Origin of the sequence: Mycolicibacterium iranicum (assembly GCF_002101705.1) — a bacterium.
Lineage (GTDB): Bacteria > Actinomycetota > Actinomycetes > Mycobacteriales > Mycobacteriaceae > Mycobacterium > Mycobacterium iranicum.
Window position 1 is genome coordinate 1 of record NZ_LQPC01000034.1, and the last position, 25102, is coordinate 25102.

18 protein-coding genes and 1 pseudogene are annotated in these 25102 nt (G+C 64.6%); 12 read left to right on the forward strand and 7 right to left on the reverse strand.

Annotated elements, in window-relative coordinates; all coding sequences use genetic code 11:
- The first annotated feature begins 219 nt into the window (after positions 1-219).
- From AWC12_RS17875 to AWC12_RS17885, 3 genes are all read left to right on the forward strand, one after another.
- A complete protein-coding gene (locus AWC12_RS17875) occupies positions 220-1908 on the forward strand; it encodes a DEAD/DEAH box helicase (protein WP_024449172.1) in 1689 nt (562 codons plus the stop codon).
- The gene (locus AWC12_RS17880) at positions 1905-3056 is read left to right on the forward strand and encodes an acyltransferase family protein (RefSeq protein ID WP_085175938.1); all 1152 of its coding nucleotides are present in this window, start codon (positions 1905-1907) and stop codon (positions 3054-3056) included. The genes AWC12_RS17875 and AWC12_RS17880 overlap by 4 nt, the downstream gene beginning before the upstream one ends.
- 70 nt (positions 3057-3126) lie before the next feature.
- The gene (locus AWC12_RS17885; RefSeq protein WP_024449174.1) at positions 3127-3843 is read left to right on the forward strand and encodes a siderophore-interacting protein; all 717 of its coding nucleotides are present in this window, start codon (positions 3127-3129) and stop codon (positions 3841-3843) included.
- Here the strand turns inward: AWC12_RS17885 and AWC12_RS17890 are convergent.
- Positions 3828-4448, reverse strand: a complete 621-nt coding sequence (locus AWC12_RS17890; protein ID WP_024449175.1) for a TetR/AcrR family transcriptional regulator — start codon at positions 4446-4448, stop codon at positions 3828-3830. The genes AWC12_RS17885 and AWC12_RS17890 overlap by 16 nt on opposite strands.
- A complete protein-coding gene (locus AWC12_RS17895; RefSeq protein WP_085175940.1) occupies positions 4448-5689 on the reverse strand; it encodes a cytochrome P450 in 1242 nt (413 codons plus the stop codon). Before AWC12_RS17895 ends, AWC12_RS17890 begins: the two co-directional genes overlap by 1 nt.
- A 259-nt stretch (positions 5690-5948) precedes the next feature.
- Between AWC12_RS17895 and AWC12_RS17900 the strand changes: the two genes are divergently transcribed.
- The 6 genes from AWC12_RS17900 (at position 5949) to AWC12_RS17930 (ending at position 16917) form a co-directional block, all read left to right on the forward strand.
- Positions 5949-8957 (forward strand): DEAD/DEAH box helicase family protein, encoded by a 3009-nt coding sequence (locus AWC12_RS17900; RefSeq protein ID WP_234814069.1) that lies wholly within the window; start codon positions 5949-5951, stop codon positions 8955-8957.
- Positions 8958-9318: 361 nt separating this feature from the next.
- Positions 9319-10002, forward strand: coding sequence for a hypothetical protein (locus tag AWC12_RS31365; protein ID WP_207570155.1), 684 nt, complete (start codon positions 9319-9321; stop codon positions 10000-10002).
- A gap of 197 nt (positions 10003-10199) precedes the next feature.
- Positions 10200-10979, forward strand: coding sequence for a TnsA-like heteromeric transposase endonuclease subunit (locus AWC12_RS17915; RefSeq protein ID WP_234808357.1), 780 nt, complete (start codon positions 10200-10202; stop codon positions 10977-10979).
- The gene (locus AWC12_RS17920; RefSeq protein WP_083082682.1) at positions 10976-13102 is read left to right on the forward strand and encodes a TnsB C-terminal domain-containing protein; all 2127 of its coding nucleotides are present in this window, start codon (positions 10976-10978) and stop codon (positions 13100-13102) included. The genes AWC12_RS17915 and AWC12_RS17920 overlap by 4 nt, the downstream gene beginning before the upstream one ends.
- Positions 13099-14235: an ATP-binding protein gene (locus AWC12_RS17925; protein WP_083082684.1), complete on the forward strand. Its 1137-nt coding sequence runs from the start codon at positions 13099-13101 to the stop codon at positions 14233-14235. The genes AWC12_RS17920 and AWC12_RS17925 overlap by 4 nt, the downstream gene beginning before the upstream one ends.
- 9 nt (positions 14236-14244) lie before the next feature.
- The gene (locus AWC12_RS17930; protein WP_083082687.1) at positions 14245-16917 is read left to right on the forward strand and encodes a TniQ family protein; all 2673 of its coding nucleotides are present in this window, start codon (positions 14245-14247) and stop codon (positions 16915-16917) included.
- Between the two features lie 61 nt (positions 16918-16978).
- Here the strand turns inward: AWC12_RS17930 and AWC12_RS17935 are convergent, their stop codons facing one another.
- From AWC12_RS17935 to AWC12_RS17945, 3 genes are all read right to left on the reverse strand, one after another.
- A complete protein-coding gene (locus tag AWC12_RS17935) occupies positions 16979-18058 on the reverse strand; it encodes a TniQ family protein (protein WP_085175944.1) in 1080 nt (359 codons plus the stop codon).
- A 624-nt stretch (positions 18059-18682) separates the two neighbouring features.
- Positions 18683-18913, reverse strand: coding sequence for a hypothetical protein (locus AWC12_RS17940; protein WP_083082692.1), 231 nt, complete (start codon positions 18911-18913; stop codon positions 18683-18685).
- A gap of 296 nt (positions 18914-19209) precedes the next feature.
- Positions 19210-19614, reverse strand: a complete 405-nt coding sequence (locus tag AWC12_RS17945) for a type II toxin-antitoxin system RelB family anti-toxin (RefSeq protein WP_083082694.1) — start codon at positions 19612-19614, stop codon at positions 19210-19212.
- Between the two features lie 930 nt (positions 19615-20544).
- Between AWC12_RS17945 and AWC12_RS17950 the strand changes: the two genes are divergently transcribed.
- The 3 genes from AWC12_RS17950 to AWC12_RS17960 all read left to right on the forward strand — a co-directional run bounded on the left by AWC12_RS17950 (position 20545) and on the right by AWC12_RS17960 (position 23583).
- Complete coding sequence (locus AWC12_RS17950) at positions 20545-20805, forward strand: helix-turn-helix domain-containing protein (protein ID WP_083082696.1); 261 nt, start codon at positions 20545-20547, stop codon at positions 20803-20805.
- Positions 20806-21303: 498 nt separating this feature from the next.
- A complete protein-coding gene (locus AWC12_RS17955; RefSeq protein ID WP_083082710.1) occupies positions 21304-22734 on the forward strand; it encodes an exonuclease domain-containing protein in 1431 nt (476 codons plus the stop codon).
- A 579-nt stretch (positions 22735-23313) separates the two neighbouring features.
- Complete coding sequence (locus tag AWC12_RS17960; RefSeq protein WP_165758124.1) at positions 23314-23583, forward strand: DUF732 domain-containing protein; 270 nt, start codon at positions 23314-23316, stop codon at positions 23581-23583.
- Between the two features lie 250 nt (positions 23584-23833).
- Here the strand turns inward: AWC12_RS17960 and AWC12_RS17965 are convergent, their stop codons facing one another.
- On the reverse strand, positions 23834-24610 hold the full coding sequence (locus AWC12_RS17965) for an alpha/beta fold hydrolase (protein WP_083082699.1): 777 nt from the start codon (positions 24608-24610) through the stop codon (positions 23834-23836).
- A 191-nt stretch (positions 24611-24801) separates the two neighbouring features.
- Positions 24802-25026 (reverse strand): annotated as a pseudogene (locus AWC12_RS17970) (transposase); the annotation flags it as partial.
- Positions 25027-25102: the final 76 nt, after the last annotated feature.

A 25102-nucleotide genomic window follows, 5' to 3' on the forward strand; every position in this document is an offset into this window, starting at 1 on the left:
CCGCCGCCGCGGGGGTGGTCTGATCGGGCGTCTTCGACACCGTCGAGTCACCGGAGCTGCATGCGGTGGTGAGCGCTGCTGCGGCCACCACGGAGCCGACGATCGACGCCCATTTCACGTTGGGCACCGTACCGGGAGCGTGGGCGGGGCGCGGCGAGGCGCACCGCGTATCCGGCAGCGGCAGGAACACACCGCGGTTGGCACTAGACTCCAACGACGATGACGTCCTCGAATGCGGAGCAAGAGCCCGCAGACCTGACCTTTGCTGACCTGCAGATACACCCTTCGGTGCTGCAGGCCGTCGCCGACGTCGGATACGAATCGCCCTCGCCCATCCAGGCGGAAACGATCCCGGCCATGCTGGCGGGCTCCGACGTCGTCGGGCTGGCGCAGACCGGAACCGGCAAGACTGCGGCCTTCGCGATCCCGATCCTGTCGAAGATCGACACCGACAGCCGCAACACCCAAGCCCTCGTCCTGGCGCCGACCCGCGAGCTCGCGCTGCAGGTCGCAGAGGCTTTCGGCCGCTACGGCGCGCACCTTCGGGTCAACGTGCTGCCGATCTACGGCGGGGCGTCGTACGTGCCGCAGTTGTCCGGGCTCAAGCGCGGCGCGCAGGTCGTGGTCGGCACTCCGGGCCGCGTGATCGACCACCTGGAGAAGGGCAGCCTCGACCTCTCGCATCTGGACTATCTGGTGCTCGACGAGGCCGACGAGATGCTTCAGATGGGTTTCGCCGAGGATGTCGAACGCATCCTGGCCGACACCCCCGAGTACAAGCAGGTCGCCCTGTTCTCGGCGACGATGCCGCCTGCTATCAAGAAGATCACCGCCAAGTACCTCCACGATCCGGTCGAGGTGACGGTCAAGGCGAAGACGCAGACCGCCGAGAACATCACGCAGCGTTACTTCCTGGTGTCGTATCCGCGGAAGATGGACGCGCTGACGCGCCTGCTCGAGGTGGAGCAGGGCGACGCGATGATCGTGTTCGTCCGCACCAAGCAGGCCACCGAGGAGGTGGCCGAGAAGCTGAAAGCCCGCGGGTTCGCAGCGGCCGCGATCAACGGTGACATTGCGCAGGCGGTCCGTGAGCGCACGATCAACGCGCTCAAGGACGGCTCGATCGACATCCTGGTCGCCACCGACGTCGCAGCGCGCGGCCTCGACGTCGAGCGCATCTCCCACGTGGTGAACTTCGACATTCCCCACGATCCAGAGTCCTACGTCCACCGGATCGGGCGCACCGGGCGTGCTGGCCGGTCGGGGACGGCGCTGCTGTTCGTGACGCCGCGCGAACGGCATCTGCTCAATGCGATCGAACGGGTGACGAGGCAGAAGCTGGTCGAGTCGGAGTTGCCGTCCGTCGAGGATGTCAACGAGAAGCGGGTTGCGAAGTTCCGCGACTCGATCACCGATGCGCTCGACAAGCCGGGCATCGAGTTGTTCCGCAAGCTGATCGAGGGCTACGAGCGCGACCACGACGTGCCGATGGCCGACATCGCGGCGGCGCTGGCGTTGCAGAGCCGCGACGGCGAGGAATTCTTGATGACGGAGCCGCCGCCGGAGAAGCGCCGCGAGCGTCCGGATCGTGGCGATCGGAGTGACGGCCCTCCGCGCAAGCCTCGTGAGCGGCGCAGCGATCTCGCCACCTATCGCATATCGGTGGGCAAGCGTCACAAGGTTGCCCCCGGCGCCATCGTGGGCGCCATCGCCAACGAAGGCGGACTGCACCGCAGCGACTTCGGCCACATCACCATCAAGGTCGATCACTCCCTGGTGGAACTGCCGGCGAAACTGCCTGGCAAGACGCTGAAAGCGTTGGAGAACACCAGGATTCAGGGTCAATTGATCCAGCTCCAACCCGATCGCGGGCCGAAACCGCATCGGGGGAAGCCCAAGACGAAGTGACCCTGCCCGCCGGCCAGGGCGCATCCGGCGTCGAGGCTGCCGGGGGACTGGAGTCCGTCACCACCGAGCGGGTCGCCTCACTGACCGGGATCCGCGCCGTCGCCGCGCTTCTCGTGGTGCTGACCCACGCCGCCTACACGACGGGCAAGTATCCGCAAGGCTATGTGGGCCTTGTGTATTCGCGGATGGAGATCGGCGTGCCGATCTTCTTCGTGCTGTCGGGATTCCTGCTGTTCCTGCCTTGGGTGAAGGCCGCCTTCGCAGCGGAGCCGCATCCGTCGGTACGCCGCTATGCCTGGCATCGGGTGCGTCGCATCATGCCCGCATATGTGGTCACGGTCGTCGCCGCCTATCTCGTCTACCACTTCCGTACGGCGGGCCCCAACCCCGGGCATACGTGGGAAGGCTTGTTCCGCAACCTCACGCTGACCCAGATCTACACCGACAACTATCTGTATTCGTTTCTCCACCAGGGGCTTACGCAGATGTGGAGCCTCGCGGTCGAGGTGGCCTTCTATGTCGTCTTGCCCGTGCTGGCCTACCTGCTCCTCGTCGTGCTGTGCCGGAGGCGCTGGCGCCCCTGGCTTCTGCTGACGGGTCTGGGTGCGCTGGCCCTGGTGTCGCCGGCGTGGATGTGGCTGGTGCACACCACCGATTTCCTGCCCGACGGCGGAAAGCTCTGGTTGCCTGGCTATCTCGCATGGTTCGTCGGAGGGATGCTGCTCGCGGCGCTGCAGCCGATGGGTGTCCGCGCGTATGCCTTGGTCTGCGTGCCGCTGGCGGTGGTCAGCTATTTCATCGTGTCGACGCCCATCGCCGGGGAGCCGACAACTTCCCCCGCCGGATTGCACGAGGCGCTGTTCAAGACCGCGTTCTATGCCGCGATCGCGACGCTGGTCGTGGCACCGCTGGCGCTGGGAGACACGGGTCTCTACTCGCGGCTGTTGGCGAGCCGGCCGATGGTGTTCCTGGGGGAGATCTCCTATGAGATCTTCCTGATTCACCTGATCACGATGGAATTGGTCATGGTCGAGGTGGTGCGCTATCCGATCTACACCGGGTCGGTATGGATGCTGTTCTTCGGGACGCTGGTCGTGACCATTCCGCTGGCCTGGGTGCTGCACCGGTTCACCCGGGTTCGCAGCTGACGGGGGCCACTCCGGTCGCCATTAGTTAGGTTAAGCTGGCCTAACTAACGCAACGAGGAGTGATGAGTCCATGTCGGACACCAAGTTGTCGCGCGGGTTCGCCGGTGCGGTGCTCAAGCTGCTGCGTGCGGGCGACTACGAACTCACGGTCACCGGACGCACCGAGGTCACCCCGCACTACCTGAGGTTGAGCTTCCAGGCCGGTGGCCTGCTCGCCAACCGGTCCCTGCATCCGACGCAGTGGATCCGAATGTGGTTCACCGACGGCGAGAAACTGCACCAGCGCGGCTACACGCTGGTCAACCCCGATCCGGCCAACGACACCGTGGACGTGGAGTTCGCACTGCACGACGGCGTGGCGTCGCGGTGGGCCGAGCAGGCGCAGCCCGGCGACACGATCGAGGCGACCGTCCTGGGCAGCAATTTCGCGCTGCCCGAGCCCCGGCCGGCCGGGTACGTGATCGTCGGCGACACGGCGTCGCTGCCCGCGATCAACTCGCTTCTGGACGCCATCGGCGACGCCCCGGCGCAGGTCTTCCTGGAAGCCGCCCACGACGACGACAAGCAGCTGCCGGTACGCCGCGCCGCGGACGTGACGTGGGTGGACCGGCAGCATGCCGGCGAAGGCCTCGTTGCCACCGTGAGCTCTGCTGCGTTCGACGCCTCCGACCACTTCGGGTGGGTCGCGTGCGACAACCGCACCACGCGGGCCGTCGCGAAGTTGCTGCGCGAGGACTTCAAGATCCCGCGCAAATCGATGAAGGCACAGGCTTATTGGGTGGCCTGATCCGCCCGCCGCTTGGGTAGCACGATCGGAACGACGAACTCTTCGAGCATCGTGCGCTCGTCGTCCTCGTCGTGCCCGGGAAACAGCATTAGCGACGTCATCACCCGAACCAGCCAGCGGGCTCGGTGGGCGACAGATCCATTTCCCGTCGCTCCGCTCGCCCTTGCGTCTGCGTCGTCGGGGCCCAGGGAGATGACGAACGCCTCCGTCAGTGCCTTGATGACCTCCGATTGCTCGGCCATCTCGGCGCCGATGGGGCGTTGTGTGGTGGCGAACCATGATGACAGGGCCGGGCTTTCGCGCACATTGCGTAATGAGGCGAGCATGCCCTCGATCAGCCGTTCGCGTGGATCGTCGATCGACATCGTGTGCTCGGTCATCTCCCGGTAGAGCCGGTAGCTCTCGCGGTGCACGTAGGCGGTGTACAGCGCCTCCCGATTCTCGAAGTACCGGTACAGCGTGGCGCGGGAACAGCCTGCTGCCGAGGCGATTTCATGCATCCCGACGCTGGCCGCGGCCTGGGAGGCGAAGAGTTCACCGGCCGCGTCGAGAATGCGGTCGGCGGCCACCTCGGTGCGCCGTTCGGCCAGCCAGTCGCCCGCCATCAGCGCGCCACCGAGAACGGCACGGACACCGGCCTGCGGACGTAACTGCCGCCAGCCCAGACGATTCCCGACTCGTCGACCTCGAAATCGGGAATTCGGGTCAAGAGTTCGGTGAGGGCGACCCGCGACTGCATCCGCGCCGCGGCCGCACCCAGGCAGTGGTGGGCGCCGTGGCTGAAGGTCAGGATGTTGCGGGGCTTACGGGTTACATCCAGTTCGCCGGCGTCAGGGCCGAATTGGCGTTCGTCGCGGTTGCCGGATCCGTAGAGGAACATCGCCCGGCGACCTTCGGGGATCGTTACGTCACCGATTGTCACGTCGCGCGTCACGGTTCGGCCCAGCATCTGTACCGGTGAGGTGAGCCGCAGGAACTCGTCCACGGCGTCGGGTATCAGGCTCGGATCGCCGGCCAGCAGCCGCCGCTGATCGGGCCGCTGATGCAGCAATTGCACCGAGCCGCCGAGCATTCCGGTCGTCGTGTCGTTGCCGCCGGTGACCATCGTGAAGGTGAACGCCAGGATCGACAGGACGCCGGAGATGTCGCCGTCCGCACCGACACCCGCCGCGACCAGATGCGACACCGTGTCATCCGCGGGTTCAACACGCCGCCGCTCGATCAGTGAGGTGAAGTAGCCCATCATCTCGCCGAGGGCATCGCCGAGAGTGCCCAGCGCGCCACCGAGTCCGCCTTCGCTGGTGTTGGCCGCGACGATCGCGTCGGTCCAGCCGTCGAACTTGCCCCGATCCTCCTCGGGCACACCGAGGTAGTGTGCGACCACCATGGACGGCAGTGGCTTGAATAGCTCGGCCACGATGTCTCCGCCGCCGTTGCGGCGGATGCGCTCGATGCGTTCGCTCACGAACTCGCGGACCTTCGGTTCCACGGCCTCGACCTGGCGCGGCGTGAAGCCGCGGGCGACCAGCTTGCGAAATTCGGTGTGCACCGGCGGGTCCTGCATGACCATGGGCGGATTGTCGGCGAGCCCGATCAGATCCAATTCGCCGTAGTTGACGGTCAGCCCCTGCGCCGAGGAGAACGTCTCGTGGTCGCGTGCGCTCGCCCAGATGTCGGCGTGCCGGGAGAGCACGTAGTAGTCGTGGTCGGGCCGGTCGGCCGGCACGACGTGGTGGACGGGGTCGTGGTCGCGCAGCGCCCGGTACATCGGCCACGGTTCGCGCCAGGTCTCGGCGTTGGCCAGCTCAAACCTCGCGGATGAGCTGTGAGACAAAGTTGCCGTCATGTCTTATTCGTAAAACAATAGCTTGCAGATGTCAAGATTGGCTTGTAGGTTCCAATTTTCCATGGCGGATTCCAGAACAAGATGGCGGATTCTGGCGGATCCGCCACCGATATCGGAAATTGCCTAGTTCACCTAGCCAAATGGCGATTCATTGATGGGGCGATGTTGCCTGGCCCCGGGCTGCCTTTGCGACGGCCAACAGCCCCGTTATCTGGCGTGTCGGGGGGCTGGTGCGTGAATTCGGTCGCCATGATGAGATGTGCCGCCGTTTTATCGGGAACCTGCCCGGAGTTTCGTGCTCTTTCGAGATGCCGCAACTCCGGAGTGGCGGCCGCCCCAGCGCGGCGCGCTGGGCTCGTTGCTTGGGCATTGGGCTGTTCATCGCGGCGAGCCAGCACTCGTCGCGGTGCCGACGGGTTCAGGAAAAACGGCTATTGCGCTCGCGGCGCCCTACATTGTTGGGGCAAACCGGACGCTGGTGGTGGTACCTAGTACTCAGTTGCGCGATCAGACTGTAAGCGCGTTCGAGCGTCAAGATGTGCTTCGCCAGATCGGCGCTCTGGGCGGTGAAGGGAATCCGAATGTCCTTGAGGTCAAAGGGCGGTTGACGTCTTGGCGCGAGTGCGAGGGCGCAGACGTGGTGGTGGCGCTGCCGCAGTCGATAAGTCCCGACCACTATGACGAAGATTCCAAGCCGCCCGTTGACCTCTTCGATTTGGTGATCGTCGATGAGGCTCACCATGCACCGGCTCCGACGTGGAGAGCAATATTGGACCACTTCGATGGCGCAAGGAAGGTACTGCTTACCGCAACCCCACGGCGACGTGACGGCAAGCGCGTCCCCGGCGAGATTATCTTTCACTATCCGCTACGAGCGGCCATCTCTGACGGCTATTACAAGACGGTCGAAGCGAGGTTGCTCAAGGTCACTACCTCTGCCCAGCGCCGCCATTGCGACGAACTGATTCGAGACGAGGTATTGAACCAGTTCAACCGACCGGAGCATGCGTCGAGCACCTTGCTCGTTCGCGCAGGGACCAGATCGAGAGCGGCCGAACTAGTGAGGTTGTACGGCGAGGCTGGCGTCGACGTAGTCGCATTGACGTCTGGTCTCGCCGAAGCTCGACGGACGGAGATCCTCGACGGGCTGAAGGAGGGCACCATTCGCGCGGTCGCCGTCGTCGGCATGTTGGGGGAAGGCTTCGACTTGCCGCGCCTTCGGCTCGCCGCGTACCACGACAAGCACAAGTCAGTGGCGTCGACTATTCAACTCATCGGCAGGCTCGTCCGCAGCCATTCCGACTTTCCCCAGCCGTCTGTGTTGGTGACAGTGCAGGATGCCGACGTTTATCCGGGACTGAGAGGTGCGTTGTGGGAGCTATACCAGGAAGACGCCGACTGGCCTTCGCTTCTACCGGGGATCATTGACGATGCAGTGGCGGCCGAAGCGGCAGACAAGGCATTCGCCAAGCAGCTAGCAGTTGCTCCTGCTGAACTCTCGCTCGAGAGTCTGCGTCCGTTAGTCCGGGCCACGGTATACGAGGTTCACGATGGTTGGCTGCCGCCGTTTATCGACGGAAGCTTGCCCGCGGGCCTTGTGAGTGGTGATCCAATCCGTGGTGGGCGCGTCCTCTACTCAACCGTCACCCCCGAGAACCGAACCCTATTGCTGGTTACTCAAGGCACCCGGTCTCCGCGCTGGAACTTCGACTCGGGTTTGGATGCGCCCGAGTATGCTTTGCATCTCATCACGTATCTCCCAGCTAAAGGTGCATCTCGTCGCGCGCTGCTGTTGGTGAACTCCACCGACGGCATGGTCATGCCTGCGGTCACCGAACTGCTCGACGCAACCAGCGAGCATCTTCGGGCCGCGGATCCGGGGCGCCTGCAGCGAGCTTTCGACACCCTTCCTCGGCTCAGCGTGTCGAACGTCGGAGTGCGCAACACGTACGGCGGCGGCCGGGGGAGTGCGAGCTACAAGACATTTGCAGGAAGTGGTGTCGATCGCGGAATGCGTGAAGCCGATACTGCGCAGGCGGCAATCGGGCATGCAATGGCACAAGTCGGCCAGGGCCCAGGAAACGCGGCATACAACACCGGGATCGCCGTCGAGAAAGCGAAAATGTGGGAGTCGCGGTACGTCCCTCTGCGCGAGTATGACGGCGCTTTGATGGATTTCGCCGACCGGTACTGGTCCTCGGCGCAGATCGTCGCGCCACTGCTGCCCGCCGTTGCGCGAGGAGTTCGATTCGACAACTTCCCCCAGGCGCCTGTCGCGGCTATGGAGATGCATCACCTCTTGCTCGCAAGCGAATGGACCACCTTGGACGGCTTTTCGATCGGCCGGTTGGATCTCCAACATGTATCGACGCACCCATCGGGCGAACAACTGACATTCGTGGCGATTAGGCCCGACAGCGGGACGACTGTTTGGTCCGGGCGTCTCGATACCCAGGGCGACGTGATGAATTCCGATTCACCGCTCCTTGTGAGGCGAGGCCATCAGACGCCTCGGCCACTAGATGACCTATTGTCATCGATGCCGCCAACGGTGTACTTCCTCAACGGCCAAATAGCCAGCGGCGCTACGCTTTATCAACCGCCGACTGTGCAGCGGGACTTGAAGCGCTGGATGCCGATATTTCCGGATTGGAGCACCACCAACATCGAGAAGGAGGTCGACCGGAGTGCCAAAGACGGTGATTCAATCCACAAGACGTTGAAAACCCTCCTCACCACTCGACCGACGTCCGCGCGACGGCGCTGGGTCATCGAAAACGACGGATCAGGGGAGATCGCCGATCTCATTGTCCTCGAGATGCACGGAGCTTACGAACTCTCGATCGAGCTGTGGCACGCCAAGCCCGCGGGTGCAGCGTTCAAGTCGGTCCGAGTCACCGATATGGAGGTCGTTGTCGCTCAGGCCATCAAGAGCCGCAGGTGGCTCACGGATCGGGAACTCTGGAGGGAAATGGCTGATCGCTACTCCGGTGTCAGTTCGCCAGCATTGACACTGATTGACGGCAGTGAACCACTGCTGCGGGCGCTGCTGGGACTGATTCCAGGTCACCCAAACTGGTCGCTCAGCAACCGCCCTTTCCGCCTTCGCGGCACCGTCGTAATCGCTCAACCCGGCTTATCTTGGAACCAGTTGGAATCCGGGGTTGAACAAGATCTACTCAGCGCTGTCCAGATCCGCGATCTACTCGCCGTGTTCGACGATTCCCTTGGGGGGCTGGCCGACTCGGTGCTGGTCTGCTCGTCGTAATATGCCCGATTACCAATGCATCGGAAGTCGACGCGACCACATCAAGTCATCGAGACCGACGATTCGGCCGACAGCTCGCCTCGGTGACTGAGTAAGGCTCCACTCGAAGGCAATTCGTCAGGGCGCAAAATCCGGCGTGGATCGTTGCCTAGCGCGATCGGCGGTGACTTGCGCGGGATGGACGGCAACGTGCCGGTGTCGGGAAAATAGAGAGACAGCCCCTGGGCACGCAATTCGTCGACGAACTGCTGCAGAGCTCCGTTGTAAGAGCCGCGACGCGACACGGATACGCCAGCACCGAGTGAACCGACGAAAGTGCCGATTCGGCGATGAGTGCTGTTCGATCGAGTCGGTTCAGATCGTGTTTGAGAAGAAGTTCCTGTCACCTCTACAGGGAGACCTCGCCGATGAAGTCAAAGGGGCTCTGGCACGGGGTAGCCGGCTCATTCCGCCCTCCGCGCTCAACCAGATGATCCGTGAAGCCATCGAATGGTGCGCCGACGTCGACGCCCCGGATAGCGTCGGCGCCATCAGCTCTGCTGACTTCGTTCACGTGGTTCCCTCGGTCAACGGTGATCAAGAGGCGCAAGATCGCACCGACTTCTTCACTACATGGCCACCAACTGAGGACGAGCTGGCAGCCTTCAACGAGGCGATGGCGCACGACGACCACCTCCTCTTGACGCAGGTGCGACGGCACATGCTCATGGAGTTCGCCCGCGCGCAGACCAATGCGACCCCGGTCCCCGCAGGCCATCCTCGCCATGACCTAAGCGCTGGCTCCCGCCCCGCAGCGCTGCCGCATCAAAGCGGGCGTACGCCGAGCAGACAAACTGCAGTGTCGGCCGCAGCGAGCACTTGCTCAAATCTGCTTTCGGCTGTCCTCATCGAGATGCGCGACGCCAATGCCCGTCGCCGTGATGCACTGCGCCCCGACGTCCATAGCGACGAGCTTCTGAAACGCCTCGTATTCCTCCTGCGACGCGCCAACCACGACGGTGCCTGCTTGGGCGCAGCACTGCCCACCCCCGCCAAAAACGACTGAAGGTTGTGTCCACCGTCGACCACAAGCACTCGTTTTCGCCGCAACGTCAGCGCGGTAGGCAGGACCTCGGCTGTGTTCCCTCGCGGCGGAGAGTACATCCAGGGTCCGACATCGCAGCAACAACTCCGTCAATTTGCCGAACTCGTGTGTGTGGGCGACGGTCAGTTCGGCGATTCGGCGACGTAGCCTCGGGCGCCGTGGCACGCTCGGTAGGTAACAGCAAGCTCGTGGAGCGAGTTGTGTCGGTTCTTGTGGATGTCGATGTCTCGTCCGCGGTGATCGCCTTCCGGCCCGCGGTGGGTGAAGAGCGGTGCCTGCCGGCCGATCGAGTAGCTACATCGGTGTTGATGGCGGCGAACCCGTGGCGGACGTTCCGGTGGTATCTCGGTCAGCGACATTATTCGGGGACGTACTGGTCGTCGACGGTCGCTGAGCACGTCATCTACGAGTCGCGGCTGGAGTTGTCGTGCCTGATCCGCGCAGACTTCGATCCTCGTGTGCGCGCGATGGTCGCGCAGCCGTTCTTGTTAACTGCGGACGTCGATGGACGTCTGCGTCGGCATATCCCGGACTATCTATGGGACACCACGGACGGACCCGTGGTCGTCGATGTCGTGCGCGCCGAGCGCCTTGACCATCCGAAGATCGAAACGATGTGTGCGTGGACGAATGAAGTGGTCTGCTCGCTCGGCTGGGGCTACCGGGTGGTATCGGATCCGGAGCCGGTGGAATTCACGAACATCCGCTTCCTGGCCGGCTATCGGCGCGACTGGTTGGTGCCCGTAGGACTGCGGGATGCGGTCCGGGTGGCGATACCCACGTTGGTCGGCGACTCGATTACTCAAGCGGAGAAGCGATTCCAGAGCCTCTCGGGTCCGCTTCTTCGCGCTGCGCTCTTCACCTCATTGTGGCGCCACGAGCTGGGCGCTGACCTCCGCGCACCCCTGAGCCCGTCGACGGTATTGGAGAAGCCGTGAAGTCTGCAGCGACGGATGTGCGTATCGGCACCCGTTTCCTTTACGACGGCGAGATCGTCGAAGTCGTCGAGGTGCACTGTGCCCGAGGTGATGTAGTGCTGGCAACCAAGGATCTCCGCAGCGGGACTCTGCGGCGGATCGCGCTCAGTGAGCTGTTGTCAGATCACGTTCGTCTGCTCGACGACGACTTAAACACCGAGCTCGTCGACGACACCGTGCCCGCCTCCGTGATCTGGCAGGCGGCATCAGACACCGAACGCCAACTTGCACGCAATCGCGCGTCGCACGTGAGAGAAGTGCTGACCGGCTATCGCTCGGGCAATGCGCGGACAGCCTCGGCGTTCGAGCCGCGCGCACCGTATCGGTCGAATACCCCACGCAGCGACCGTGTTGCCGCCAAGGCCGGTGAACTTCGGTGCGGGAAGCGAACGGTGGAGCGGTGGGTCGCCGATTACCTTCGAAGCGGTGAAGCCGGGCTACTCAACGGTCGGGCCGCCCGGATCGCCTCGCACCGGGCCCGCTTCGCGGTCTTCGAGCGCATCGCGTTGGACATCATGATCGAACACACGGACTCGTCTCGTCCCAGTAAGCAGCACATCATTGCTCAGGCGCGTGCGCGGATCAGCGCGACCTACGGTCCGGGTGTCGTTCGGCTGCCCGGAAAGTCCACGGCCTACATGATTCTGGATAATCTCGAGCGTCGCCATCCCATCTTCCATCATTCGTCGAAACGGAACCGGGACATCGCCTCTCGCCCGGCGCTGGCGTACGGCGGGCTGCACCCGCAGCGGCCGGGGGAGTACGTCCTGATGGACACCACGCGCCTGGATGTGTTCGCGATGGATCCGCAGACACTGCGGTGGACGAGTGTGGAGCTGACGGTCGCGATGGACTGGTATTCGCGATGCATTATCGGTCTACGATTGACTCCGGGATCGGCGAAGGCCTTCGATGCCGCCACTGTGCTCTATCAGTGTCTGCGGCCCGCCCCGGCGGGGCGCGACTGGCCGGCTGATGCGGTCTGGCCGCCGCACGGGATCCCGAAGTCGGTGCTGATCGACGCCGACGCGCTGGACGCGGACAGCGTCTTCGCCGCGTCACCGGCGATCGTGCCCGAGACTGTTGTGGTCGATCACGGCAAGATCTACGTGGGGGAGGCGCTGACCAGCGCGTGTCGGCAAGCGGGGATATCGATCCAGCCGGCCCGGATTCGCACCGGGCGGGACAAAGGGCCTGTGGAGCGGTTCTTCCGCACCGTCCGGGAGGGGTTCTTGCAGGAGCTGCCCGGCTACAAGGGCCCAGATGTGTATTCCCGTGGGCTTGCCCCGGAATCGGAGGCCTACTTCTTCCTCGACGAGCTGGAGGCGCTGCTGCGCGAGTGGGTGGCCTGCGTTTACCATCGGCGGCCCCACGACGGGGTCGGAGAGCCTGGGCTGTGGTCGTTGGGGATGTCTCCGGCGCAGATGTTCGAGCACGGTATCGCGCGGGCCGGCTACCTGCAGGTGCCCCGCGACCCGGATCTCGCTTATCGCTTCCTGCCGGTGGTGTGGCGCACCGTCCAGCACTACGGCGTAGAAATCAATGGCCGGATCTATCGGGGCGGGGTGCTCGTCGGCTACGTCGGCGAGAAAAGCCCCTACACCGAGCAGGGCGGCAAATGGCCGTTTCAGGTCAACCCCGACGACATCCGGCGGATCTTCTTCTTCGATCTTCAACACACCCGCACGTGGCATCCGCTGGTGTGGACGCACGCCACGCTGTTGACCGCGCCCATGAACGAGGACGGTTTGCAGTTCGCCCGCCGGCTGGCCAAAGCCAGACATCCCGCCTTCGATGATCAGTTGGCGTTGGCGGAGCTGTTGGAGCGACGTAACCTCACACAGGGCCGGTCCCCGGCGGAACGCCGCGCGGCGCTGCGAGTGTGCCGCGAACAGTCCTCTTTGGAAATCGATTTGGCCGCCGCGGTCAATGTCAGCGCACTTCCCACGGCCCAGCGGATCCTGGCCGGTGTCGACCCTGCCCAGGCCGCCGCTGACGAGGCCGCATCAATCGACGACGATCTCGACGAGGTCCCGTTGGCCATCGACGCCGGCGTGTACGACGACACCCTGGAGGACCTGTGACGACCACGACTGCGAGGCCGCGACCGGCGCCTCATCTGGACAACCTCACCCTGGCGCGCAAAGAGGGCTGGCGGGATTTCGTACAAGCACCGCCACGGACGCGTCCGGAATCCCTGTCCAAGCGTCAAATCCGTGGACTAGGAGAGGGCGGCGAACAGGAGTACAACCGGCGCCGCGCGGACTGGCACAACAACCTCGGCCCCTTTAAGACCCCAATGCTCACCTCGGTACACGAAGCACTGTGGGACATCCTGGACTGCAACGAGCAAGACGGACAGCGCGCCAAGGGTGCGGTCGCCATCGACGGATACCCCGGCCTCGGAAAGAGCTGCGCTATAGAGGAATTCGCCAAGAAGTACCATCAACGCGAGATCGCTCGCTACGGGGACTTCACCCGTGCCGGCGACGAACGGTGGCCGGTCTGCCGGGTCGGTTTGCGCGGCAACACCAGCATGAAGGACTTCAACACCGCCATCTGCGACTTCTACGCCCACCCCGGTCGGCGCCGCGTGACGACGACGCAACTGGGGAAGTGGGCGCTGGACTGCGTGCTGAGTTGTGAGACCCGGCTGTTGATCGTCGACGATGTGCATTTCCTGCACTGGCAGCAGCACGGGGGAATCGAAATCAGCAATCACTTCAAGTACATCGCCAACGACTTCCCGGTGACCCTGCTTCTCATCGGAGTGGGTCTGGGGGAGCGCGGAATTCTGATGGACGGCCCGGTTTACGAAGACGCAGTGCTCGCTCAGACGCTGCGTCGCACCACGACGCTGGAGATGCGGCCGTACGCCGTGAACAGCGAGCGGGCGCGGCGTCAGTGGCGGACGTTGTTGAGCACCGTGGAGGAACGCCTGGTCCTGGCTCATAAGCGGCCCGGGATGTTGACCGACGGCGAGATGCTCGACTACCTGTTCATCCGCAGCACGGGGCACATCGGTTCCCTGATGGAGCTCATCCGGCGTGGCTGCGCGCGGGCGGTGCGCACGGGGGCCGAGGCGTTAACCCACACCGTGTTGGATGCGATCCGCATCGACAGCGCCGCCGAACGTGCCCGCGCCGAGCTCGAGGTCGCGTTCCGCACCCGCCGCCTCAGCGCGCACACCAAGACGACCCGCGCCACCGTGTCCTAGGCGCACCCGATGGCCCGGACCCGACGTCCGAAGGACCGCTTGCCACTACCCGATCTCGACGTCCTGTCACAGAGCCGGGTCGCCACCAGCGAGCAGGGCGTTCGTGCGTTTCCGCTACGGACTGATCCGCTGCCCGGTGAGTCGCTGTACTCGTGGCTGCAAGCCTGCGCTGTGCGGCTGGACGTGTCGGTGAGCGAGTTGTATCCGCAGATTTGCCCGCACGTCAGCCGCAACATCCGCGGTCGCCTGAACGTTGCGCAGGTCAGCACCGAAGACGCCGCGGCGATCGGTGCCGTCACCGGCTACCCGGCCGCCGACGTCGCGGCGTTGACACTCGCGCGCTACGCGGCCACCACCGCCGCGATCTTCGGACCGGCGGCTCGGTTGACCACCCTCGCCGACTGGCATCGCGTCGCCGGATCCCAGTTTTGCCCGCATTGCCTGGCCGCCACCGGCGGCGCGTGGAAGTTGGAGTGGCTCCTGATCTGGACGTTCGCGTGCATCCAACACCGATGCCTGTTGGCCGATCGCTGCCCGACGTGCGGTGGCCGACAAGGGCAGCGGCTCGTGACCGGACCGGGGCCGCCGCACCCCGGTCAATGCGACCGCCCCGCCCCCGGTGCTATCCAATCGCGGGTCCGATGTGACGCCGACTTAGGCCGGGCTCCCGTCATCGAGCTGGATGCTGATCATCCCGCACTGGCCGCGCAGTCGGCCGTGTCGGCCCTTCTGGACAGTGGAGTCGCGGCATGGGGTGTCTATCGCCGGCACCCGAGGCCGACTGCAGATGTCCTGTGCGACATTCGGCTCCTGGGCCGAAACATTCTTTCCGCCGCGGGAACCCGGCACCTGGATCATTTCGTACCGGCCGATCTCTTCGCCGAATACCGCAAGAGCCTGCGCCGCAGCGGGGTGAACGAGCCGGAGACGACACACGCCTCGCCCCGGTGGTCCACTGGGCCGCCGGTGATCAGAGCGGTGGCCATCTCCGCGGCGCTGCAAATCCTGCAGGCACCCGATCTCCGTGCCGCCGCTGCGCCCTTGGCCGCTCTACCCCGCGAGGTCTCCCGCTACGACCTGCACAGGACGTCCCTGTCGGTTCACCACGGCGCCCTGACGGCGAGCCCCGTCCTACAAGCCGTTCAGCTGATTGCCGCCGAACCTCACCTCAGTCCGGTCGAGCAATTGCACTACCGGCTCGGCACACCGTTTCCTCAACGACCGGTGAACGACCGTGACCGCCGGCGCCGGCTGCCAAGGTGCATCCCGACGCTGTTGTGGCCCACCTGGGCGTTGACACTGTGCCCGCCGTCGTTCTACCAACCGTCGGCGCGCACGGCGCTGGCGGTCGCCGTTCTGCTGGTGTCCACCACCCTCGACGTCGACGATGCCGCGGCACGGTTGGGTAATGCGGTGACGCCATCGAATGTGGCCTTCCTGCTGTGGCGTCTCAAGGCGTCACCGTTCTGGGAGGACATCCGGTCGGCGTTCATTCGGCTGTCCGACCACCTGGATCGCGACGGCGCACCCATCGACTACGACCGGCGACGCCGGCTCGACTACACCGGCCTGCTGCCTGAGGCGCAGTGGAAGACGTTGTGCCGCAGCATCCGGATCTCACCGCGAGGGCACTGCACTGCGCGCCGCTATTTGCGGGAGCACCTCAGCGGGGTACCCGTGGCCGCCGCCGATGATCACCGAGCCCGACACATCACCGGGAGTTTGGCCGAGTTTCCCCGGCGACTCACTCCCGAACTGGCCGAGGCCCTGCACACCTGCGCAGTGGACTTCCTCGCCGCGCAGGGCATCACCGACGAACCCGTAGCGTGGGAGCCCGCGATCGACGTGCTGGGCACGCTGACGCTGCCCGGATGCGGCATCGACGATGTCGATATCACGCGACTGCACCGATTGCTCCGCCGCGACCGGCTCAGTACGCGTGCGGCTGCGCGGCGCCTCGACCTCAGCGCTGGTCTCGTCCGCTACGCACTCGAGCGGCATCCGGCCCCGCCACGACTACCGCGGCCCCGAACACCGCGAGTCGGAGCCCCACGACCGGGCCGCGCCTATCAGCGTGCCGTCGATGCGCTGCCGGCAGACCGCCTGCGGGAACTCTATCTCGGTGATCGAAAGAGCCTGCGCAGCATCGGCGTCATCGCCGGTGTCGGCCCCCAGACGGTGCGCCGACTCATGCGTGACTACGGCATACCGGTGCGCACGCCGGGCGGACGAGCTCGCCCCGTCGTAGATCCCGACTGGCTCCACACCGAATACGTCACCAAACAGCGGTCCATGGCCGACATTAGCCGGCAACTCGGCATGAAATCCGAAGCGCTCGCCGCCGCCGCCCGCCACCACGGCATCCCAGTACGCACCGTCACCCGCCGCACGCGAACCGACCTCACCGCCGACCCCGCCGTCCCCGGCATTCTGGTGCCCGCTCTCATCGGACACGGCGGCTGGGAGCGATTGCAGCGCTTCGTGGTGATCGCACAGCACGACCGTTTCCTCGACGCAGGCCACGTCCTGGGCACAGGCGTTCCCGCGGTGGCCGCCACCGTCCAGCGACTCGAACGCGATTTCGGGCATGCTCTCGTGTTGCGGTCGCCGGTACGGGTGACACGTTTCGGTGAGAGGGTGGTTGCGGCGGTGACTGAGCTCGCGCACCGAGGCGGGCTCTAGCTTGCTGCCGCACAACAGATCTAGGGCGTCGTGCCGCAGATGAGCCGACATCTCGGCGTGATCACTTCGCCGAGGCCAAGTGTTGTGCGACGGCGGTCAGCGCGGTACTTACGCCGGGCCGCCACCGGTGTGCGGGCGTGTGCGGCGACAATCCGCGTCGGCGCATCGAGGTCGTCAGCCAGCGCAGCTGCTCGGCCGCGGCTGCCGGGTCCGCGGCACTCAGGACGGGTACTGCGACGCACGCGGCGACGGCGTCACTGGACACCCTCGAGGACGACCCCCGCCGGCCGGCCGTCGGCGAGGTCACCAGCGGGTGGGTTCCGGCCCCCGATGTGTACGTGCGGGCGAGGGCATCGGAGATCCTGCTACCGAGCTCGTGTCGGTGGGCGACACGCAGAATCCACGTTCCCAGCAACCTCAGATCCTGACTGAAGACTTCGGACCTGACCGGTTGGTCCGTGTAGATGCCGCCGCACGCCCGCCGCTCGCGCATCACGGACAGAATGGCACGCTGTGCGGCGAACAGCGGATCATCGTGGCCCATCAACCTCACACTATTTCGTGCCAGTGGTGCGCTACAGCGCCCTGCCCGGTTGCTACTCAGATAGCTGGTGCATCGCCCGACCACGGGTTTGTCGCCAGGCGGTCTCGGTCCCAGACGTTGCAGGCCCCCGCAGTCGGCGCATCGATCTTCCAGTAGGCAGCAGTGCGTCAGGCACGCGAACGCCCACCGCAGACGCCACCACACCCGCCAGCGACCCCCACGCTCATCTAGGCAGAGCGGACAGAAGCGGGAACCGGGCACCCGCATCGTCGCCGACCGCTGCCGAGACACATGCGCAGCAATCCACGGCGCCAAAGTCGTCGCCTCCACGCGGACGGGGTCGACACCGGTGGCGCGGCTGATCAACGCGATCTGCAACTCCGTCGGCGCGACGGCGGCGCGCGCCAACTGTTGCGCCGCGCCCTCGCCAGGCCGACTCAACACCCCCACCCCGGCCACTAGCTCACCCCACCGAGCGTCCAGGCGGGCGGCCAGCACCTCCAGCCACGAATCCAGGCTCTCGTCTTCCGCGGGCGCCACGCGCATGGGCAACGAGCGAATCCCCGGCACATCGGGCGACCGGCCCGGCGCGTTCACATATCAATAATGTCCTACTAGTAGTGCAAATAATAGAACGCAACGTACTCATGGACGTCGAACACGTCGGGGCGCACTCCGCGGCGGGCACCCAGGTCACAGCTGTCGCTGAACAAAGCGAACACCCTCGGACGTCGATGCCTATGACGCTCGCAGGGGCCGCTTACGACCACCGCCGACTTCGGTCATTCCCAGCGGCGACACAAGCTGACAGTCCCGTGGTCACAGCCGCTTGGGAAGCTGAGCGCGCGAGCCGCGCGGTCTTATCGTGCGCGACTTGTACGCCTCGCCACTGCTCAGTGGGGGGGAGAAGGCTTGGGAGATTCGCGGGCGACCCACTCGGATTCGAGGTCCGGTGTTCATCGTCAAGCAAGGAACGGGTCAAGCGTTCGGGACTGTTGACCTAGTGCGCGTACTGGGTCCTCTCGATCTTGACTACTTGCTGGCGGCGCCGGAGCTTCCGGTGACTGAGTGCGCCAAATTCCGCCGCACCGGCCTTCCGTATGACCGGACGTACGCCTGCGTATGCATCGGTCCCCGCTTGTTCGACCGCCCGGTGTCGTCGGCGCCGAAAGGGCCGTTACGTGGGTGCGTTCACCCGGGCTTGTTATCGGTAACGGGTAGCTAGTTCCGTCGGATCCATCCTGCCGTGAAACTCGGGCCATCGGCGGCGGCGAGGCGGTGATTCAACCAAACGTCCAGCTCCAGGACGTGCACCACGCGGCCTTCGCGCCGATAGCCATTCAACACCTGCTCAAGGTCTGCAGAACCGCTGTCCCCGCGTTGGTAGACGGTATCCGTTACCCCGTGCACTAAGACGCCATCGACCTCTTCAAACAACAGCCAGACCTTCATCCTGGTTCCTCGCCAACAAGACGAACTATGTCAGGAGGAAATCGAGGACGCGGCCGATTCGCGCCAAACACAACAGACAGCTTCGCAAAGAGCAGCGTCCGGCCGGGCATGCGTAGTCGACCAAACGGGGTACCGACTTCAGTCCGGCCACCCAAACACTTCAGAACACTCCAGAACCGGAAACCGGGCAGGAGGCCGCGGCCCCGACCGAGCGAGGCAACCGGAGGCGGGCAGAGGGGGCGTCGGCGTTAACAACTGTGCTGCTCGAAAGGTGCCAGACAGTCGAGGAGGTGCGCTTAGTCGTTGTGGCGCTCAAGTCCGTCCCAGACATATTTGGGGTCTGGTTGTGGGGCGTCGGGAGGGGGCCCGGTTAGAGCGGTGAGGTCGAATTCCAGGTCGCGGTTTCCAAAAGCGACCACGATGCGTGCGTTGGCGCCGGCAGCGGCGACGTAGCTAGCCAACGTGGACAGGAGCAGGTCGTGTTGACGCTCCATCGTCGAGACGGCGGCTTGTCCGACACCCAGGCGCCGGGCGAGTTCTCCTTGGGTGAGGCCCGCGGCATGCCTGATGACGGCCAGGCCCATCGCGTATGCGCGGTCGTCCTCGCGCATCTGACGGCGGATCCGGCCGACGCGTTCGGCGCGTTCGCGGTCAGCGAGGAGTTTCGTGAGTCGGGCAGCGCCGCGATCGCCACGGGTCACCAATGGTCATCCTCCCGTCGGTTCAGGTTCGATGGCGGCCTTAGCCCAGTACCGAGCGTTCGTGAAGATTCCGCCGTTGCGGATTTGTCGCAGATGAAAAGGGCGATCACGGCGTACTCGCGATGTCCCGCGCGCAGGGCCGTGGCGACTGCCAAGCCGGATAAACCCGGGTCAGCAGAGGACGGGGCAGCGACGGAGTGGGCGGTTTGTAGTGATTCTGCGGCGGTGCTAGTCGGGCCTTCGGCGTGGGTATTCCCTTCCTCACGACGAGCGAATACCACTTCCCAAGCATAGTTCCCCCAACGCGTATCTGCGGCAGGCTGAGGCTCAGCGCTTCCCAGATTCGGCACCTGGCGCGCGCAGGGAAAGGGTCGGCAGCTCAACAACCACGGCCGGCATCGATGAGCCCGCAGATGGCTGCTCTTTAGATTCGTGCGACGTCGACGACGGTGCACTACTAGTAGTACATTAGTTGGGTGTGGCCCGGTGGCTGGCTAGTCGGAAGAGTCGGGCAAGGGGTATCTAACCGGCCGCGCACGAGGCGGCACGCCGCCGAATAAGCGCCCCCTTTTGCCGCTACCGGGTCCCACCCTGTCTGCTACCAGTGACTTAACCTGCGACGCTGCTGCTTAGCAGGCGAGGCTCACCGACCACATCGCTGCTGTTGCCCTCCTGGTGGCGGACCACCTGGCCGTTGGCTGCGGCTCGCCGCATGGCCTTGGAGTGTCCGCACCGCCTCTAGCCAGGAATCCAGTCCCTCACCGGGCGACGGCGCCAGCCGGATCGGCGACGTGCGCGCCGCCGCAGGCCTGTCGGCGGAGCTGTTGCCCGCGCCGCGGTAGTAGTCGGATTGCAGTACGCCTCCCAGTCGCACAAGTCTGCCCTACTAGTAGGGCAGACTCGGGGTTTTCGGCATGGCTACGTGTAGGGGTGCCGACGCGTCCCAGTCAGAACGACCCGGACCGGGTTGCCGAATGGGAACGGCTGCGCCAGCAAGTCGGGAGGCGGATTGTGCTCCTGCGGATCCAGCGTGGGCTGACTCAAGAACGGCTCGCGCTGCTGTCCGGCGTGTCACGAAATGTGCTCGTCAACGTCGAGCACGGCACCCGCGGCATCTTGTATGAACGACTCTTCGATATCGCAGCTGCCTTGGAAGTGTCCGTCGCCGAACTTCTCGAAGACCTCTCTTAGGAGTGGGGTGTAGCTCAGTGTCGGGTGCGGCACGTCCTGGCCTCTGCCAGAAAGATGGTCGAACTAGTCTGCGACCCCGACGGGCGCGGATGGAGCGGCGATATTGACCAGGCGCTGCAGCACCATGCCCTTGTCTTGTTCGGGGACATCTAAGCAGCACCATGCCCTCGTAGCTGGCACAAACGTCAGGTCGCAACCATCCGAAGAGGCGCGTGCTAACCCCGTGGGTTACTTTTCAGCTCTCCAACAGGACGATGGGAAAGATGGATTTCGACGGCACCATCTCCGGGCCCTTGATCGACCCTCACTAGGGAATCGGCCCTCCACCGGGTACAACAAAGGTGGCTGAGCGCACCGCCTCAGTGATGTTCTCTACACCTCAGCGTGCCGCCGGTCGAGTTCCTTGATCCTGCGTTGCACATCTGCGCCGCGCGATAGTGTCGCGAGGATTTGCCTGTCGATTGTGGGGGTCGGCAGCGGGGAGCGGGGGTCGGTCGAATGCCTGTGGCTGGTTGGTATGCAGATCCGTGGCAGCAGGCGGCGCTGCGGTGGTGGGACGGACGTCAGTGGACAGGGGCGGTCCATGGCCCGCCGGCTACGCCCTCCGTCGCACCCGCACCTGCGGATCGCGGGCTTGCAACGCTGTTTGGAGACGCCAACCGGATCGCGGTCATCGACGTGGAGACTACCGGCCTGTATAGCAAGGATCGCGTCGTGGAGATCGCGATCGTCACGCTCGACGGGGACGGCGTCATCACCGACGAGTTCGACACGTTGATCAATCCGACACGTGACGTGGGCCCGACGTGGATTCACCGCATCACTCCATCGATGGTGCATGGCGCACCGTTCTTCGCCGACGTTGCCGGGCAGGTCGCTGCCCGTCTCCACGGAGCTGTCTGTGTGGCTCACAATTTGCGATTCGACTCACGCATGATCGGGGCGGAGCTGCAGCGTGCGGGTATCACCGTGGACTGGGGTTCCGGCTTGGACACGTTGTCGGTAACAGGGTGCAAGCTCGGCCAGGCCTGCGCTGACCACGGGGTCGCCCTCGACGAGGCGCACCGGGCGCTGGCCGACGCGCGCGCGACAGCGCATCTCCTTGTCAGAGTCGCCGGTCACTTCGGTCGGTCCGGAGCGGCGGCAAGGGCACATCCGATCGAGGCATGTCCGGTTCGGGTATGTACACGCGATGGCCGCGCCAATGCCGAGGTACCGGCTCCGTATCTCGCACAGTTGGCCGCGGGCCTGCACGTGGCCCCGGACATCGCGCCCTACGTCGCCCTGCTGGATTCGGCGCTCGCCGACCTCCGGCTCACCGCTGAGGAACGCGCCGAACTCGCCGCATTGGCGAGCGAACTTGGTATGACCGCCGTACATATTCAGCGCGCACATCGGGCGTTCCTCGACGGGCTCGTTGAGGCCGCCCTAGCCGACGGAGAGGTCACCGATGAGGAGATCGAACAACTGTGCCGCGCTGCTGGCCTCCTCGACCTTGACCTCGACATCGTGACCCAGCGCACCGACGCCTACCGAACGATCAAGGACACCCTCTCCCTCGCGCCGGGGCTGTCCGTGTGCTTCACCGGTTCGGCCATGGATGCCACTGGCAACGAGATTGACCGAGCTGCTTTGGAGGCGCTTGCTCAGCAGAACGGATTGGTGACCAAAGACTCGGTGACTGCCAAAGGGTGTGGTCTGCTAGTGGCGGCTGATGCGTCGACACGTTCCGGCAAGGCCGCCCAGGCCAGACGGTTCGGAGTCCCGATTGCCTCGGTCAGCGACTTCGTGCAGGCAGTCAATACCGCGCAGCCGCTTCCCGTTATCCGACTCGAGCACACCGGCGTCGCGCTTGTGTGCGTCAGCTGCGGGCACTCGTGGCTGGCCAACCGTCGCAGCCGTGAACCGCGGTGCGACTCCTGCAAGTAGCGGCTGCGCGACCGGTCGCACGTCCTACCCGGGAAACCAGAATTCTGGTCGCTATCGACGCGTCACCCAGGTTGGCGCCACCCGCAGTACCGAGCCTCGCTGTCCACCCTTCCTGAGGGTGAGAGTCGCCATCCCCGCGGATTGCGCGATGCCGTGCAGCAATCGCCCGACAGGTCGCCCGACGCGCGTCGGACAGGTCTCGGGACACGAGACCCGCCGCAACCGCCTACCACACGGCGACTCTGTGCACGCCTGGCCATTGGCCCATAGAAGCTGGCACCCGCGACTGTAGGATGGTTATTTACGCGTAAGGCTAATCTCAAGTGCCACTTGACGGTTGATTTCGATCGCGTTATGTTCACCCGCAGTCGGTAGTGCGCGTGGCCCGCCGGCCAACGGACTTCAGTGGTCGCACGACCATTAGAGTCCATCTACGTCGCCCGTTAGCCAACGTACGGCGCATGGGCAATGTCGCCAATTTCTGCTGAGGTAGAGCAGATCGGATGGTGGAGTGGACACTTGACAGAATGCCTCCGCGATGTGGCTCGCGCAGCCACCGGATTCCGACGCAGGATGTGGATGGTTGTTTCACTCAGTCTGCTCACAACGAGTTTTGTGGTGGCAACGCCGGCGAAGGCGGACGAGCAGAGTTATCTGCAACCGCTGAGTGGTCGGTGGGCATCCTTAAGCGATCAACAGTTGCTGACCGAGGGATACCGGGTCTGCATGCTGACGAAAAGCACCAGCAGTTCCAATGTGGTTCCCATTGTTCAGGCGAACCTTGGGGGCATCACTGCGCCGGCAGCCTCCGCGATCGTGGCGGCCGCAGTGGTACACCTCGATTGTTGATCGGCCTCAGCGTGTGCGGCCATTGGGTAGCGTCGGCTCGCTGCGCGCATGCGGCTTGCAACTGCAATAAGTGAGAGGTTCAAGCGAGCTCTCACGTCACCCCAAAATCGTAGAGAGTTCCGCCCGAACAGCGGATGACCGGTACAGCCGACTCTCGGCCGACAGGCTGCCGAGGTCAGCGAGTGCCGGGTGATCTGATAGGACCGCCTGAGGTGCGCTGGATCAGTGTGGATCTGGCTCGGTAAGTCGCTTACCCGGTCTCGGCAAAGAATTGCAGGATCGCGGAGTTCACCTCTTGCGGTCTCTCGAGGAAGCCGAGGTGGCCCGCGTCAGCGATCTCCAGGTAGGTACCGTTGGGCAGTGCTGCGGCGACCTCGGCACCCAGGTGCGGTGGGGAAACCAAATCGTCGGCGAACCCCACGACAAGTACGGGTTTGGTGATGTTTCGATAGGCCGCAAGGCGTCCCTCGTCAGCGGTTACCTTGTATTGCGCACGAAGCCCGGGTGTTGACTTCGTCGGCCACATAGTGAAGAGATGAATCCACTCTTGCACCGCCTCATCATCGTTGAGTGTCTTGGGGGACAGCCCCTCGAGAAGACGGATCTTCGCGTCCAACTTGGGCGGCAACGAAAGGTCAGCCAGCTCTTCATCCGTGTCTCGAAGGAAGCGACGTGCGCGGTCGTGACGTCCGCGGGTCGCCATCAGCGCTGAACGATTGACCAGGTCCGGTCGCACCAACATCAGCTCCTGAGCGATCAACGAGCCCAATGACGTTGAGACGATATTGACCGGCGCCGCACCCAGAGCTTCGATGACTACAATCGTGTCGTCGACCATTGTCGCCAGGGAGAAGCCGTCGAGGTCGCCGGTGGCACCCACGCCTCGGTTATCGAAGGTGATGACTCGGTACCCGGCACCGAGAAAGGCTGGCACTTGGTGGAGTTGCCACGTCCGCCCAACGGCCCCGCGCCCAGCTATGAACAACACTGGTTGACCGCGTCCGCGATCGCTATAGGCAAGCTCCATCAGTGGTGACCGTACCGTACCCGCGAGTGCCACACCCCCTTTCCCTTGCAATCAGATTCGCTGACCCCTACACCGTCTTACCGTGCTGGCCGAATGTCGAGTCGCCAAGGCGTTCAGATAGCGCCCCGGGGAGTGGTGGACTTCGGATCTCAGCGTGGTCACGCGTTGCGATCAACGAGTCATGCTGAACGCTAGGCGATTTGGTGTTGTTTGGCAACCGCTGCCGCGACCTGTTTCGCGGCGATCACGGCCCGCAGTTCGTCCATGGAGACATCGGAGAGATAGCGGCGGGTGACCTGCCACTCGTCGTGGGATTCGATGACCACCGCGGTGGCCAGCCGCAGGAACGCTGCCGGGTTGGGGAAGATCTCCACGACATCAGCGCGGCGCTTGATCTCCTTGTTCAACCGTTCGATTATCCGGCCCTCAGGGTCGGATCAACCCCTGATTGCCGATTTGGGTCAGCGGTCGAGCCGCTGCAGGTGGTCGGTC